This is a genomic window from Pelomicrobium sp. P1 (assembly GCF_052805615.1).
Genome location: NZ_JBRBEM010000007.1, coordinates 25,846 through 39,031, shown reverse-complemented (window position 1 = coordinate 39,031; position 13,186 = coordinate 25,846). Strand labels below are relative to the sequence as shown.

General features: G+C 69.8%; 15 protein-coding genes. 5 read left to right on the top strand and 10 right to left on the bottom strand.

What is annotated here, in order from left to right; genetic code table 11:
* Nucleotides 1-5: 5 nt before the first annotated feature.
* The gene (locus ACUVYZ_RS08400; RefSeq protein ID WP_439934164.1) at nt 6-1,385 is read right to left on the bottom strand and encodes a peptide MFS transporter; all 1,380 of its coding nucleotides are present in this window, start codon (nt 1,383-1,385) and stop codon (nt 6-8) included.
* Nucleotides 1,386-1,559: 174 nt separating this feature from the next.
* Here ACUVYZ_RS08400 and ACUVYZ_RS08395 point away from each other — a divergent pair, with 174 nt between their 5' ends.
* The gene (locus ACUVYZ_RS08395; protein WP_439934163.1) at nt 1,560-2,180 is read left to right on the top strand and encodes a glutathione S-transferase family protein; all 621 of its coding nucleotides are present in this window, start codon (nt 1,560-1,562) and stop codon (nt 2,178-2,180) included.
* 32 nt (nt 2,181-2,212) lie between these two features.
* On the top strand, nt 2,213-2,905 hold the full coding sequence (locus ACUVYZ_RS08390; protein ID WP_439934162.1) for an MgtC/SapB family protein: 693 nt from the start codon (nt 2,213-2,215) through the stop codon (nt 2,903-2,905).
* A gap of 37 nt (nt 2,906-2,942) precedes the next feature.
* On the opposite strand, the gene ACUVYZ_RS08385 is transcribed toward ACUVYZ_RS08390, so the two are convergent.
* A complete protein-coding gene (locus ACUVYZ_RS08385; RefSeq protein WP_439934161.1) occupies nt 2,943-4,448 on the bottom strand; it encodes an extracellular catalytic domain type 2 short-chain-length polyhydroxyalkanoate depolymerase in 1,506 nt (501 codons plus the stop codon).
* 109 nt (nt 4,449-4,557) lie between these two features.
* On the opposite strand from ACUVYZ_RS08385, the gene ACUVYZ_RS08380 reads away from it, so the two are divergent.
* Complete coding sequence (locus ACUVYZ_RS08380) at nt 4,558-6,105, top strand: alkaline phosphatase D family protein (RefSeq protein ID WP_439934160.1); 1,548 nt, start codon at nt 4,558-4,560, stop codon at nt 6,103-6,105.
* Nucleotides 6,106-6,118: 13 nt separating this feature from the next.
* Here ACUVYZ_RS08380 and ACUVYZ_RS08375 read toward each other — a convergent pair whose 3' ends face one another.
* From ACUVYZ_RS08375 to cysS, 7 genes are read right to left on the bottom strand one after another with little or no spacing between them, the layout of a single operon-like run.
* The gene (locus ACUVYZ_RS08375) at nt 6,119-6,544 is read right to left on the bottom strand and encodes a DUF4149 domain-containing protein (protein WP_439934159.1); all 426 of its coding nucleotides are present in this window, start codon (nt 6,542-6,544) and stop codon (nt 6,119-6,121) included.
* Nucleotides 6,545-6,567: 23 nt separating this feature from the next.
* Nucleotides 6,568-7,062, bottom strand: coding sequence for a DUF6644 family protein (locus ACUVYZ_RS08370; RefSeq protein ID WP_439934158.1), 495 nt, complete (start codon nt 7,060-7,062; stop codon nt 6,568-6,570).
* On the bottom strand, nt 7,063-7,410 hold the full coding sequence (locus ACUVYZ_RS08365; protein WP_439934157.1) for a DUF6152 family protein: 348 nt from the start codon (nt 7,408-7,410) through the stop codon (nt 7,063-7,065).
* Between the two features lie 28 nt (nt 7,411-7,438).
* On the bottom strand, nt 7,439-7,867 hold the full coding sequence (locus ACUVYZ_RS08360) for a hypothetical protein (RefSeq protein WP_439934156.1): 429 nt from the start codon (nt 7,865-7,867) through the stop codon (nt 7,439-7,441).
* Between the two features lie 12 nt (nt 7,868-7,879).
* Nucleotides 7,880-8,251 carry a DUF4389 domain-containing protein gene (locus tag ACUVYZ_RS08355; RefSeq protein ID WP_439934155.1) on the bottom strand — a complete coding sequence of 124 codons (372 nt, stop codon included), beginning with the start codon at nt 8,249-8,251 and terminating at the stop codon, nt 7,880-7,882.
* 42 nt (nt 8,252-8,293) lie between these two features.
* Nucleotides 8,294-8,746 (bottom strand): hypothetical protein, encoded by a 453-nt coding sequence (locus tag ACUVYZ_RS08350; RefSeq protein ID WP_439934154.1) that lies wholly within the window; start codon nt 8,744-8,746, stop codon nt 8,294-8,296.
* Complete coding sequence (gene cysS / locus ACUVYZ_RS08345) at nt 8,731-10,107, bottom strand: cysteine--tRNA ligase (RefSeq protein WP_439934153.1); 1,377 nt, start codon at nt 10,105-10,107, stop codon at nt 8,731-8,733. The genes ACUVYZ_RS08350 and cysS overlap by 16 nt, the downstream gene beginning before the upstream one ends.
* A gap of 209 nt (nt 10,108-10,316) precedes the next feature.
* Here cysS and ACUVYZ_RS08340 point away from each other — a divergent pair, with 209 nt between their 5' ends.
* Both ACUVYZ_RS08340 and ACUVYZ_RS08335 read left to right on the top strand, forming a co-directional pair.
* Nucleotides 10,317-10,808: a peptidylprolyl isomerase gene (locus ACUVYZ_RS08340; RefSeq protein ID WP_439934152.1), complete on the top strand. Its 492-nt coding sequence runs from the start codon at nt 10,317-10,319 to the stop codon at nt 10,806-10,808.
* Nucleotides 10,809-10,827: 19 nt separating this feature from the next.
* Nucleotides 10,828-11,556, top strand: coding sequence for a UDP-2,3-diacylglucosamine diphosphatase (locus ACUVYZ_RS08335; protein WP_439934151.1), 729 nt, complete (start codon nt 10,828-10,830; stop codon nt 11,554-11,556).
* 42 nt (nt 11,557-11,598) lie between these two features.
* On the opposite strand, the gene ACUVYZ_RS08330 is transcribed toward ACUVYZ_RS08335, so the two are convergent.
* Nucleotides 11,599-13,185 carry a bifunctional aminoglycoside phosphotransferase/ATP-binding protein gene (locus ACUVYZ_RS08330; RefSeq protein ID WP_439934150.1) on the bottom strand — a complete coding sequence of 529 codons (1,587 nt, stop codon included), beginning with the start codon at nt 13,183-13,185 and terminating at the stop codon, nt 11,599-11,601.
* Nucleotide 13,186 lies beyond the last annotated feature (1 nt).

Genomic DNA, 13,186 nt, shown 5'->3' with positions numbered 1-13,186 from the left:
TCCCGCTACAGGCGCCCGTGGCCCAGCCGGCGAAGACAAGGCGAGAGGGCCGCCAAGGCGAGCCCCGCCCCGAGGGAGGTGACCACGAAGATCAGGAAGAAGTCCGCCTGGCCGCCCAGCAGCCGGAAGTATTCGCCGCTGGCTACCCGCTCCAGCATCCCGGCCAGATAGCCTCCGATCAGGTTCGCCGCGAAGTTGGAGAGGAACCACACCCCCATCAGCATGGACGCGAAGCGCACCGGCGCGAGCCGCGTCACCATGGAAAGCCCCACGGGAGACAGGCACAGCTCCCCCAGCGTGTGGAGCAGGTAGGCGGCCACCAGCCACCCCGGACCCACGAGCCCCGGCCCTCCGCCCGCCGTGCCCACCGCCAGGACGGCGAAACCCGCCCCCAGGAAAAAGAGGCCCAAGGCCATCTTCATGGGGGTGGACGGTCCCCGGCCGCTCCCGTCCAGGCGCCGCCACAGGACGGAGGCCACGGGCGCCAGCACCAGAATGAAGGCCGGGTTGAGGGCCTGGAACCAGGCGGCCGGAATCGAGGTGAGGGGCACTAGCGGGGCGAGCCATTCGGGGATGCTGCGGTCGGTGGAGCGCTCGGCGAACACGGTCATGCTAGAGCCCGCCTGCTCGTAGGCCATCCAGAAGAAGACCACGAAAAGCGACGTGAGGCACAAGGCCAGCACCCGATGCCGGTCTTCCGGGCCGGAGGGAGCCCTCGCCGCCGAAACCGCAACGGCCCGGGCGGGGCGGTCTCCCACGTCCCCGAGCCACCGAGGACGGCCCGCCAGGTAGGCCGCCAGCCCCAGCACCATGCCGACCCCCGCCGCGGCGAAACCGTAACGCCAGCCGAAGCGGGGACTTTCCGCCAGGTAGCCGCAAACCAGGGACCCGGCCAGTCCCCCCAGGTTGATCCCCATGTAGAACAAGGTGAAGGCGCTATCCCGGCGGGGGTCCTCGGGCCCGTAGAGCTGGCCCACCATGGTGGAGACGTTGGACTTGAACAAACCGGTGCCGGCGATGATGAGGGCGAGCCCCAGGTAGAACGAGGCCAGAGTCTCCAGGGCTAGGCAGAAATGCCCCGCCGCGATGATGCTGCCGCCCGCCACCAGGGCCCGGTGGGTGCCCAGCCACCGATCGGCCAGGTAGCCGCCGATGACTGGGGTGAGATAAACGAGGCCGGTGTACCAGCCGTACAGCCGGCTCGCCTGCTCCACGCTCCAGCCGAAGCCGCCCGCCTCGGGGGCCGCAATCAGGAACAGCACCAGGATGGCCCGCATGCCGTAGTAAGAGAAACGCTCCCACATCTCGGTGACGAAAAGGAGGGCGAGCCCCGGCGGATGGCGCGCCGGGGCGGCCCCAGACGGGAATGAAGGGGGGGCTGGCATGGGCGCGAATGGAAATGTTAGCCGGGAGGCGCTGCGGCCGGGCGTCCGGTCCGATTCCGTTGGCCGTAGCGTGGAGAGTACAATGCCCCCCACCATTCCCGGGCTTGCGGACCCGCCGGCGCGAGGCCGCGTCCGTCCTCGAGCTCACCACCGCCCATCGTCGAGGAGGACTCCATGCTGAAGATCTGGGGCAGGGCCAATTCCATCAACGTGCAGAAAGTGTTGTGGTGCGCCGAGGAGCTGGGGCTCCAGTACCAGCGCATCGACGCCGGCATGGAGTACGGCGTGGTAGACACCCCCCAGTACCGCAGGCTCAACCCCAACGGCCTGGTGCCCACCATCGAGGACGGCCCTCTGACGCTGTGGGAGTCGAACGCCATCGTGCGCTATCTCGCTGCCCGATACGGAGCCGGAAGCCTTTGGCCCGTGGATCCGGTGGAGCGCGCCGACGCCGACAAGTGGATGGACTGGCAGATGTCCACCCTGTGGCCGCGGCTGCGGCCGGTGTTCTGGGGTCTGGTGCGCACGCCCCCGGAGAAGCGCAACGCCCAGGACATCGAGGACGCCCGTAAGAAAACCATCGATGCGTTCGGCATCCTGAACGAGGCCCTCGACGGACGCCTCTTCGTGGCCGGCAGCCAGCTCACCATGGGCGACCTCGTCCTGGGGGCTGCGGCCCAGCGCTGGTTCAACCTCCCGGTGGAGCGGCCCGCCATGGCCCATCTGGACGCCTGGTACCGGCGCCTCGAGGAGCGCCCGGCGTTCCGTAAGATCGTGGACCATCCCCTCACCTAGGCCGGCCGCGGGAAACTGGACGGGAGAAGCCTATGCCGGAAACCTACCTGACCGTGATCCTGCACCTCCTCGGCGCCGCCGTGGCGGGCGGCTCGATCGGCCTGGAGCGCAGCTTTCACGGCCGGCCGGCGGGCTTCCGCACCCATACCCTGGTGTGCATCGCCTCGAGCATGCTCATGCTGGTCACCCTCTACCAGTGGCAATGGCTCCCCGGCGTGCCCCTGGAGACGGTGCGCACCGACCCGACCCGCATGGCCCAGGGGATCATGACCGGCATCGGGTTCCTGGGGGCGGGGGTGATCTTCAAGGAGGGCTTGACGGTGCGGGGTCTCACCACCGCCGCCTCCATCTGGGCCACCGCGGCCGTCGGCATTCTCGTGGGGGTGGGCTTCTATTTCGCCGCGGTGCTGGCCACCCTCGCAGTGCTGGGCATCCTGTCGGTGTTTCGCTGGATCGAGCACGCCATGCCGAGCCAGTTCTACGCCCACCATCACGTGCGATTCGCCCGAGAGGCGGCCATGCCCGAGCAGGAGCTGCGCCGGCTCATCGCCTCCCACGGCTTCAGCATCGCCAACATGAACTATCGCCTGACCGGCGAGGGCAGGTTCTTCGAATACGGCATGGTGATCCGCACCACTTCCCCCGACAACATGCGGCGGCTCGCCGAAACGCTGCGCGCCTGCGAGCCGGTGCTGGAGTTTCGCATCTCCCCGGCCGGGGATTGAACGCGGAACGATCCCGGAACCGGCGGTCCCGGCCCCCTCAGGGACACGGGCCGACCCGGTAGCCCCCGTCCGCCCGCCGCAGGGTCGTTTCCTTGAAGGGCGACCACAGTCCCATGGGCTCGTGGGACCCCCGGGCGTAGGTCCAGCCCCACGCCACGTAGGCCCGGCCCCGCCGGACGTGGGTCACGTTGTCGCTGAAATACGGATCGCAGGCGGGCGGCCGAGGCCGGGTGCGCAGGACCGTGCGCCCGACCTCCCGCCGTTCGTTCCCCACTTGGGCCAACACCCGGTAGGCGTACCCGGTCTCGGGCCGAAGCCCGTGGTCGGCGAAGCTCGGTCCCTGCACCGGGTGGAACGCCGATGACGGCCCATCCCCCGACTCGCGGATCACCTCGTAGCCGTTTGCCCCGGGCACCGGCGTCCAGGCGAGGGCCACCGCGCCTTCGGCCGCATCCGCCCATAGGGCGGGCTCGGAAGGAAGCGCGGCCCGGATCTGCGGGCCGCTGGAAGCGCCCTCCGCCAACCGGTCCAGCATGGCCCGCACCGCCTTGATCTGGGCGCCGTCCTTCTGGGCATAGGCGGGACCGGTGTAGCCCCACCAGTCCCAGCACCCCTTGGGATTGAACGGCCAGGCCCAGGTGGCGGTGGTCTGGGGATAGAGCACGATGAGGCGGTTCGCCTCCGCCCAGGCGTTGTAGCCAGCGTGGCGTGCGTAGGCGTCGCCGATGCGGCCGGCATATTGCAGGCAGCCGTGGAAGGCCACGTGCACCCGGCAGCGGCCCTCTTCCTCGCACGCCCGGGGCACGTACACGTAGCCCTCGTCGGCGAGGCCGATGCGGCGCGGGGCGCCGCCGGCGAATTCCCCCTGGTCGAAGCGCCTGAGCCGTTCCCGGGACGCCGCGGTGGGGGGCGCGAGACGCCCGTGGAGGAACTGGAGAAGCGCCCCGGCGCCGTCGTAATCGCAATCGGCCAGGTACTGCCCGCCGGTCATGGAACAGGCGGTGCCGTAGTCCCGGGTCACCTGGGCATGGCCCGCCGGAAGGGCCGTCTGGTGGAAGATCTGGGCCTGGGGCACGAAATGGGCGTAGTAGCGCACCAGGGCTTCGGTCACCGGACGGCGCACCACCCCGTCGTTGTAGCCCGAGAACACCCACACCCGGGCGCGGGCCAGGGGGGCGAGGGAATCGATCCGGCCCTCCGCCGCCCATCGGCGGGTCAGGGCGACGAGTCGGGGCACGTCCGGCTCCCCTTCCATGCAGGAGAAACGGGCGCTGTCCAGATCTCCTTGGGCGCAGGCGTAGGGCCCGGCGGCGAAGACGCCCACCCCCTCCACCAGGGTCCCATGGGCCAGATGGAACTGGACCGCCATGTAGCCGCCGGAAGAGATCCCCGAGACGGAGGTTCCAGCCAGGTCGGCGCCATAGGCCCCGAGCCGCTCGGCCCCAAGAGCGCAGGCCGTTGCCAGCCAGAGAATCGGCGCGGCGAGGACACAACGGGAAGGCAAACCCATGCCGGCATAGTAGAGGGGGACTCGCCGGGGCACAAATCCCGCCCCACGGTTTCAAAAATTTCATGAAGAGGGCTGTAAACTTGGCGGCTCGAGCGGATCCCTCGGACCATTCCTTCATCCTGCACCGGAAGCAAATCACCGGATGAACCTCACCCGCCGCGCCTTTCTCCTCGGGCTCGCGGGCCTGGCGGCGGCGGGCTGCGCTCCCCGCGTCGTCGCGCCGGCTCCCGCCGGGCGCGACCCCTTCACCCTGGGGGTCGCATCGGGTTATCCGCGTCCCCACGGCTTCGTGCTGTGGACGCGGCTCGCCCCGGAGCCCCTGGCGACGGGCGGCGGCATGCCTCCCGCCCCGGTGCCCGTCGCCTGGGAAGTGGGCACCGACGAGACCTTCGCCCGGGTCCTGGCCCGGGGCGAGGCCGTGGCCCTGCCGGAACTGGCCCACGCGGTCCACGTGGAAGTGACCGGGCTCGAGCCCGGCCGCTGGTACCACTACCGCTTCCGCACCGGCGATGCGGTGAGCCCCGTGGGCCGCACCCGCACCGCTCCCGGTGGGGCGGTCTCCCGCCTGGCCCTGGCCTTCGCCTCGTGCCAGCACTACGAGCACGGCCACTACGCCGCCTACCGCCACATGGCCGCCGAGCCCCTGGACCTGGTGGTGCACGTGGGGGACTACATCTACGAATCCAGCGGTCTTGCGGCGAACAAGGTACGCTCCCACGGGGCGGGGGAAGCGCTGACCCTGGAAGACTACCGTCGGCGCTATGCCCTGTACCGGCTGGACCCCGCCCTCCAGGCGGCCCACGCGGCCTTCCCCTGGCTCGCCACCTGGGACGATCACGAGGTGGACAACGACTACGCGGGCGACCGGAGCCAGGACTGGGACGAGCGGGAGACCTTCCTCGCCCGGCGGGCGGCGGCTTACCAGGCCTATTACGAGCACATGCCCCTGCCCCGAACCGCCCGGCCCTCCGGGCCCGCGATGCAACTCTACGCCCAGGCCGGCTTCGGCCCCCTGGCCCGCTTTTTCGTCCTGGACGGCCGCCAGTACCGGGATCCCCAGCCCTGCCCGCGGCCCTGGCGGAGCGGCGGCAGAACGGTGGACCGGGAAAACTGCCCGCAGCGGCTCGATCCGGCCCGCTCCATGCTGGGGTTGCGCCAGGAGCGCTGGCTCACGGAGGGTCTCCAGCGGACCCGGGCCAGGTGGAACCTGATCGCCCAGCAGACCATGATGGCCCAAGCGGACCGGCAGCCGGGGCCCGGCCAGGCTTTCTGGACCGACAGCTGGGACGGCTACCCGGCCGCCCGCAGGCGCCTGCTGGAAACCCTGGCGGCCGAAGGCGTCCCCAATCCCCTGATCTTGAGCGGCGACATCCACGCTTTCGCGGTGAGCGAGCTCAAGATCGATTTCGACGATCCCGGCTCGGCCCCGGTGGCGAGCGAGCTGGTCACCACCTCCATCAGCTCCCGGGGCTTCTCCTGGCGCCGGATCCAGGAAATGGTGGAGGACAACCCCCACATCCTGTTCGCCGACAGCCGCTTCCGCGGCTATACCACCCTGGAGCTCACCCCGGACCGGGCCGTGGCGCGGCTTAGGGCCCTGCACGACGTCGCGAACCCGGAAAGCCCGATCCGCACCCTGGCGGAATTCGCGGTGGAAAACGGGCGTCCCGGTCCCCGGCGGCGGGTCTGAGGCGTTCGCCCTTTCATCCGCCCAGCCGCGCCACTACCGCCACCGCGCCGAGAAACTGCAGGGCGTTGATCCACACCGACAGGCGGTGGAGCCGGTCGAAGCGGGCGTGGGCTTCCTCGTCCCCCGCCGCGGCCGCGTCCCGGTGCCGCTGGATGACCGGCAACAGCCACCGGCGCAGGGCCAGCGCCGCGAAACCCACTGCGGCCATCACGACCGCCTCCGCCGGGCGCACCCAAGCCAGCGCCCCGGCGGCCGCGAGCCCGCCGATCCCCACCACTAAGTGGTACCAGGGAAACAGGGCGCGAAGGAACTGGCCCGCCGCGGCAGCCTCCAGCCGGGTGAAGACGAGGGGCGCCACCACGGCACTGAAGAAGGCCATGCTTCCCATCACTAGAGCGGAAGCCAGCAGCCCGATCTTGATGGCGATGAGGGATCCCATGGCGAAGCCGGCGGTGCGGGGCTCTAAGTGTAGGCGAGGAGCCGGCCGCAGGCGACGATGGCGATCCAGATCAGGATGGAGGCCCCCGCGTGGAGCCGGGCCAACCCGGGCGCCGGGACGTCCGTGTCCCAGGCCGCCGCCTGCCGGAAGGGGCCCAGGTGGAACATCAGGGCGTTGATCCCCGCCGCCATCAGCAGGCTCATCTTGAGCAGGAACACCCGGTTCGCGATGAATTCGGAGGCATGGGCCGAAAACATGAGCAGGCCGCTGGGAACGATGAGCAGCAACGCAGCCAAGCTCCAGGGCAGGAGATGGCAGGCCAGGGCCCCCACCGGCAGGCGCTTCGAGACGCCCAGCACCCGCAGGTCGAACAGCACCACGCCCCCTACCAGGACGGCGAGGCCGAGCAGATGCACCACCTCCACGATGGGATAGAGCCACAGGCTCTCCCGCATCGCTCGGGCGATGGGCAGCGCCTCCACCAGCGCCAGGGGGAGCACTGCCTCCTCCGGCGCCATTCAGCGCAGCTCCGTGGTCTTGCCCCCCACGGTGATGCGCTCCGCGCGCATCTCCTGGGGATCGCTGCGGTGGGGATAGCCTTCCACGGTGGCCGGGGTGCCCGGCGTCAACGCGGAGGCGGGAAGCCCCCGGTTGCTCATACGGCTGGGCGGCGCCAGGACCACCCGCCAGGTTTTGCCCGGCGTCTCCAGTTCGATGAAGCCGTGGGGATGCTCGTAGCCGGAGCGCTTGATCACGCCGGTGAGGGTGAGCGGGGTCGAGCTGTCGTATCCACTCCAGCCGTGGTGGGCGAGCGTCGGTGTCCCCAAGCCCAGGGCCAGCGTGAGCGTCAGGATTCGTCTCGTCATGAGCTCCTCGTTTCGCAAAGTCCGAGCTTCAAACGTTCCAGGAACTACTCAAGCCGGCGATGGAAAAACCCTTGGCCTGCAGGATCGCCAGCAGGGGCCCCGGATCCCGGGGAAACACCGCCACGTAGCGGGGCCCTTTGCCCGCCCGGGGATAGAAGTACACGCCTTTGCGCAAGAGCTGGCGCTTGAACTCCACCCGCTCGATGTCGGCATAGTCCAGCTCGGCGCGCATGAGGTAAATCGCCACCAGGAAGTCGTCGTACAGGGCCACCCGGCCGAATCCGCCCAGGTAGAACAGGGGGCCGATCCCGGCCCTTAAGGGGCAGCGCTGCTCCAGCAGGGGCCGGGCCCTGCGCTCCCGCTGGGAGCGCCTCGACGGCGCCACCACCAAGGTGAGATAGCCGGTGGCGGCCAGCACCGCCAGGACCGCCCATACCAGCAGGTCTTGATCCTGCATCCCGGCGGGGCCCTATTCCTCCGGATCGGGCCGCCAGTCCCGGGGATCGGGCGTGAGAAGCGCCGCCACTTTCCGATTTTCCCCCTCGTCCGCCGGGCGCCAGGGGCGGGCGCTCGCCTCCCAATCCTGGAACGGAAAAGGTTTCTGCTCGGTGTTGAACGTGAGGAACAGGAAGATGTTGTAAGCGAAGGCGGCCAATTGGGCGCCGAAGCGGAGGAGGTTGCCGTTGGGTTCGCCGGTGACCAGGCGGAACAGGAACTGGAGCACGATCACGGCGACGAGCACCAGCTCGGTGATGGTGTAGACCACCCCCATGAGCAGCATGGCGAGGGCCCGCAGCCACAGGGTGGAGGAGGTGAGGTTGCGCTTGAGGTTCTCGTTCACGGCAATTCTCGGACTCCTTGCCCCCGGACGAAGGCGCCCGCGTCAGGCGGCGCGCTCGTCTCCTCCGCCCAGGCGCTCCATGATTTCCCGGTACTGCTGGCGGGCCCGGGCGACGGCCTCCCTCACCTCCTCCCGGAGCTCGCGCCAGGCCTCTCCCGCCGCCTCTTTGAGCCGGGCCAGCCGCTCCCGCGCCGCGCGGGCTTGCTCTTCCAGCGCCTGGGCGGCGTTCTCGAGGGCCTCCCGGGCTTCCGAGCCGGCCCGCTCCGCCCGCCGGCGCAGCTCCTTCACTTCCTTCTCCAGGGCCGCCAGCTCCTCCTCGGTGCGGCGCACGAAGGCTTCCTTTTCCTCCCGCGCCCGGTCGACCGCCGCCCGTGCCGTCTGCCGCACCTCTTCTTCGAGGCCCTTGCCCGTCCCGTCCCGCCCCCGGTCCTCCCCGCAGCCGCCCGCCACCAGGAGCAGGGCCAGGACCAGCAGCCGGCTTAGGCGCGGCGCCACAGGGTCCCCTTGGGCGTGTCTTCCAGCACGATGCCCGCCGCCGCCAGCTCCTCCCGGATGCGGTCGGCTTCGGCGAAGTCGCGCGCCCGGCGCGCGTCCGCCCGGGCGGCGATCAACCGCTCGATGCGTTCCGCGGAATAGGCGCCGGCCTCGGCCGCCGGCGCCTCCCGCAGGAACTGGAGGGGCTCCTGCTGCAGCAGCCCCAGCACGCCCCCCAGCCCTTTGAGCAGGGCGGCGTCCCGGGGCGAGCGGCTGCGGTTCACCTCGTTCGCCAGGTCGAACAGCACGGCGATGGCCTCCGGCGTGCCGAAATCGTCGTCCATGGCCTCGCGCAAGCGCCGGGCCCGGGGATCATTCCAGTCGACCCCGTCCACAGGCGCCTCCACGTCCTTGAGGGCCGTGTAGAGCCGGGTAAGGGCGGCCCGGGCCTCGCGCAGATGCTGGTCCGAATAATTGAGGGGGCTACGGTAGTGGGCGCGCAGGATGAAAAAGCGCACCACTTCGGGCTGGAACTTCTCCAATACTTCCCGCACGGTGAAGAAGTTGCCCAGGGACTTGGACATCTTCTCGTTGTCCACGCGCACGAAGCCGTTGTGCATCCAGTAGTTCACGAACACGTGGCCGTGGGCGCCCTCGGACTGGGCGATTTCGTTCTCGTGGTGGGGGAACTGCAGGTCCTCCCCGCCGCCGTGGATGTCGAAGTGCTCTCCCAGGTAGTGCTCGCTCATCGCCGAGCACTCGATGTGCCAGCCGGGCCGACCCGGCCCCCAGGGCGAGGGCCATTGGGGCTCGCCCGGCTTGGCCGCCTTCCACAGGACGAAGTCGAGGGGATCCTGCTTGTGGGGATCCACTTCCACCCGGCTGCCCGCCCGCAGGTCTTCCAGGGTTTTGCCCGAGAGCTTGCCGTAGGCCGGGAACTTGCGCACCGCGTAATAGATGTCCCCGTTCGCCGCCTGGTAGGCGAGGCCCTTGGCGAGCAGCATCCGGATCATCTCCAGCATGTGCCCCACGTGCTGGGTCGCCCGGGGCTCATGGGTCGGCCGCTCGATTCCGAGCCGGTCGGCGTCTTCGTGCATGGCTCGGATGAAGCGCTCGGTGAGCCGTTCCACCGGCTCGCCGCTTTCCCGCGCCCGGTTGATGATCTTGTCGTCGATGTCGGTGATGTTGCGCACGTAGGTGACGTCGAAGCCGCAGGCGCGCAGCCATTTCACCACCATGTCGAACACCACCATCACCCGGGCGTGGCCCAGGTGGCAGTAGTCGTACACAGTCATGCCGCACACGTACATGCGCACCTTGCCCGGCGTGATGGGCACGAAGGGCTGCTTCTGCCGGGTAAGGCTGTTGTAGATCCTCAGCATCGAATTTCGTCTTTCGCTGGTCCGCCGGGGAGCAGGTCCGGTATCTTAGAGGAAGCGCATGAGATAGAATTCCGGCTCAGAAGTAACCGCCGGATAAACAATAAAAAGTATATCACGGCGCCTGCGCCGCCCCGGCACCCCCGGGCCCCCTCCCACCCGGCGCGGGGCTGGGACCACCGGCCCCGCCCGCGAGAGTAAAGGAGCTTCTCATGGTCAAGATGAAAACCCGCTTCGGCGAGATCGCCTTGGAGCTCGACGCCGCGCGGGCCCCGGCGACGGTGGAGAACTTCCTCTCCTACGTGCGCAGCGGCTTCTACGACAACACCCTCTTCCACCGGGTTATCGACGGTTTCATGATCCGGGGCGGCGGCTTCGCCCCGGGCATGCGCCAGAAGGCCACCCAGGCGCCCATCCGCAACGAGGCCGACAACGGCCTCAAGAACGAAACCTACACCATCGCCATGGCCCGCACCTCCGATCCCCACTCGGCCACCTCCCAGTTCTTCATCAACGTGGCCGACAACGCCTTCCTCGATTTCACGTCCCCCACCCCCCAGGGCTGGGGCTATTGCGTGTTCGGGCGGGTGGTGGCGGGCCGCGACGTGGTGGACATGATCAAGGGGGTCGAAACGGGATCCCACGGCCTCCACCGGGACGTGCCGGTGGAAGAGGTGGTGATCGAGAAGGCGTGGGAGGAATAAATCCACCGGCCGCCCCGCCATGGACGCTGCCCTTTTCATCTCCGACCTGCACCTGGCCGAGGAACGCCCCCGCACGGCCGAGCGCTTCTTCCGCTTCCTGCAAGAGGAAGCCCGGGGGGCGCGCTCGCTCTACATCCTCGGCGATCTCTTCGAGTACTGGATCGGGGACGACGATCTGGAAGACCCCTTCAACGCCCGGATCACCCGAGCCCTGGCCGAAACCGCCCAGGCGGGCGTCGAGATTCTCTTTCTCCACGGCAACCGGGACTTTCTGGTGGACGGCCGCTGGGCCGCGGCGGCGGGAGCGCGGCTCATCGCCGACCCCACCCAGGTGGAGCTCTATGGCACGTCCACCCTCCTCATGCACGGCGACACCCTGTGCCTGGACGACAAGCCTTACCAGGCGTTCCGCGCCCAGGTGCGCGATCCCGCCTACCAGAGGGCCTTCCTCGCCAGGCCTCTGGCCGAGCGGCGGGCGCTGGTGCGCAGCCTCCGGGAAGAGAGCGCCCGGGCGAAGGGGGAGAAAAGCGAAGCCATCATGGACGTGACGCCCGCGGCGGTGGAGGAGGTCTTGAGGCGCCACAGCTACCCGCGCCTGATCCACGGCCACACCCACCGGCCGGCGCGCCACTTGCACCGGGTGGACGGGCGCTCCTGCGAGCGCTGGGTGCTCACCGACTGGGACGAGGAGCGGGGCGGCTTCCTGCGAGTGGATGCCTCGGGCTGCCGGGCGGTCGCCCTCCATTGAGCCTCCGGTAAGCGTGGAGAGGGCGCTCGCCAAGGACCCGACTCAGGCGCGGATGCGCTCCAGCACCTCCTGCGGATCGGGATCGGGCCGCTCCCCCGTGTCGAAGCGCAGCACCCGGTCCGCCTCCCCTTCGTCCATGGGTTCCCGCTGGGCCAGTTGCCTCTCCAAGACCCGTTCGTCCGCCTCCGAGACGTCGGTCCCCTTCGCCAGCCGCCGACGCACCCGCTCCCGCAAAACTCCTTCCGCCGCGATGAATTCCAGCACCACGCAGCGCAGCCCCGCGGCCCGGGCCGCGTCGGTGACGAGGGTCCGCTGCCAGCGCTTGAGGAAGGTGCCGTCGGCGATGGCGATCCAACCGGCCCGCCCGATGGCGAGGCAAAGCCGCGCCACGTGCTCGTAAACGCGCTGGGTGACCTCCAGCGCGTACAGATCCGCCTCCAGGCCGGAGCCGCTTCGGCTCGTGGGCTCGAGGCCCGCCAAGCGCTTCCTCTCCACGTCGGTGCGCACGCGAATGGCGTCGATCAGCGGCAGAAGCCTTCGGGTGAAGCGGCTCTTGCCCGAGGCCGACACGCCGCAGGTGAGGATCAGCAGCCTCTCCGCATGCCGGCAGAAGCGCTCGGCCAGTTCCACGTACGCGGCGCACTCCCCCTGCTGGGCGGCGCGCTCTTCGTCCGGAAGCCCCGGCTGGCGGGCGCGGATCGCGGCGATCTTGGCCCGCACCAGGGCCCGGTAGACGAGATAGAAGCGCAGCACCGTAACGCCCCCATAGTCCCCCGTCTCTTCCAGGTAGCGGTTGAGAAAGCGCCGCGCGACGCGGGCCTGGCCCCGGTGGTGGAGGTCCATGACCAGGAAGGCCGCCTCGTTCATGACGTCGATCCAGCGCAGGCTCGGATCGAATTCGATGCAGTCGAAGATGACGATGTCCCCGTCCACCAGGGCCATGTTGCCCAGGTGCAGGTCCCCGTGGCATTCCCGCACCGCCCCGGCCGCAAGGCGCTGCCGGAACGCCGGGAGGAGGCGCGCCGCCTCGGCCTCGGTCCAGGCCTGCAGGGCCTCGAGCCGCGCCTTGAGGGCCGGCTCGGGGCACAGCACCAGGAGCTGGGCGAAGTTCTCCGCCGCCGGCGCCACCACCGCGGCGGGCGTCCCGTACGGTGCGCCTTCCTCCGCCACCGCGGCCTGCCGGTGGAACGCCGCCACCCGCGCCGCGAGGCGCTCCCCCCACTCGTCCGCCAGGCCCTCCCGGGCGGCGATCCGGTCGAGCAGGGCCTCCTGGTCGAAGCGGCGCATCTTGACCGCGTACTCGAGGACGGCTCCCTCGCCGGAAAAAGCGGGCGCTCGTGGATCTCCCCGCACCGCCACCACTTCCAGGTAGAGCTCGGGGGCCAGGCGGCGGTTGAGCCGCAGCTCCTCCTCGCAGTAGTGGCGGCGCTGGGCCAGGGCGCTGAAATCGAGGAAGCCCAGGTTAAGAGGCTTCTTGATCTTGTAGGCGTAGGGGCCGGCGAGGATGACGAAAGAGATGTGGGTCTCGAGGAGCTTGAGGTCCGCGGCCGGATGGGGATAGGCGCCGGGCCGTAACAGGGCCTGGACCAGGACCCGCTGACGATGGACGGCGTCCCGCGCAGCGGCCACG

Coding starts and splice junctions, on each gene's coding strand:
- ACUVYZ_RS08400 (WP_439934164.1), bottom strand. CDS start 1,385: ATGCCAGCCCCCCCTTCATTCCCGTCTGGGGCCGCCCCGGCGCGCCAT.
- ACUVYZ_RS08395 (WP_439934163.1), top strand. CDS start 1,560: ATGCTGAAGATCTGGGGCAGGGCCAATTCCATCAACGTGCAGAAAGTG.
- ACUVYZ_RS08390 (WP_439934162.1), top strand. CDS start 2,213: ATGCCGGAAACCTACCTGACCGTGATCCTGCACCTCCTCGGCGCCGCC.
- ACUVYZ_RS08380 (WP_439934160.1), top strand. CDS start 4,558: ATGAACCTCACCCGCCGCGCCTTTCTCCTCGGGCTCGCGGGCCTGGCG.
- ACUVYZ_RS08375 (WP_439934159.1), bottom strand. CDS start 6,544: ATGGGATCCCTCATCGCCATCAAGATCGGGCTGCTGGCTTCCGCTCTA.
- ACUVYZ_RS08370 (WP_439934158.1), bottom strand. CDS start 7,062: ATGGCGCCGGAGGAGGCAGTGCTCCCCCTGGCGCTGGTGGAGGCGCTG.
- ACUVYZ_RS08365 (WP_439934157.1), bottom strand. CDS start 7,410: ATGACGAGACGAATCCTGACGCTCACGCTGGCCCTGGGCTTGGGGACA.
- ACUVYZ_RS08360 (WP_439934156.1), bottom strand. CDS start 7,867: ATGCAGGATCAAGACCTGCTGGTATGGGCGGTCCTGGCGGTGCTGGCC.
- cysS (WP_439934153.1), bottom strand. CDS start 10,107: ATGCTGAGGATCTACAACAGCCTTACCCGGCAGAAGCAGCCCTTCGTG.
- ACUVYZ_RS08340 (WP_439934152.1), top strand. CDS start 10,317: ATGGTCAAGATGAAAACCCGCTTCGGCGAGATCGCCTTGGAGCTCGAC.
- ACUVYZ_RS08335 (WP_439934151.1), top strand. CDS start 10,828: ATGGACGCTGCCCTTTTCATCTCCGACCTGCACCTGGCCGAGGAACGC.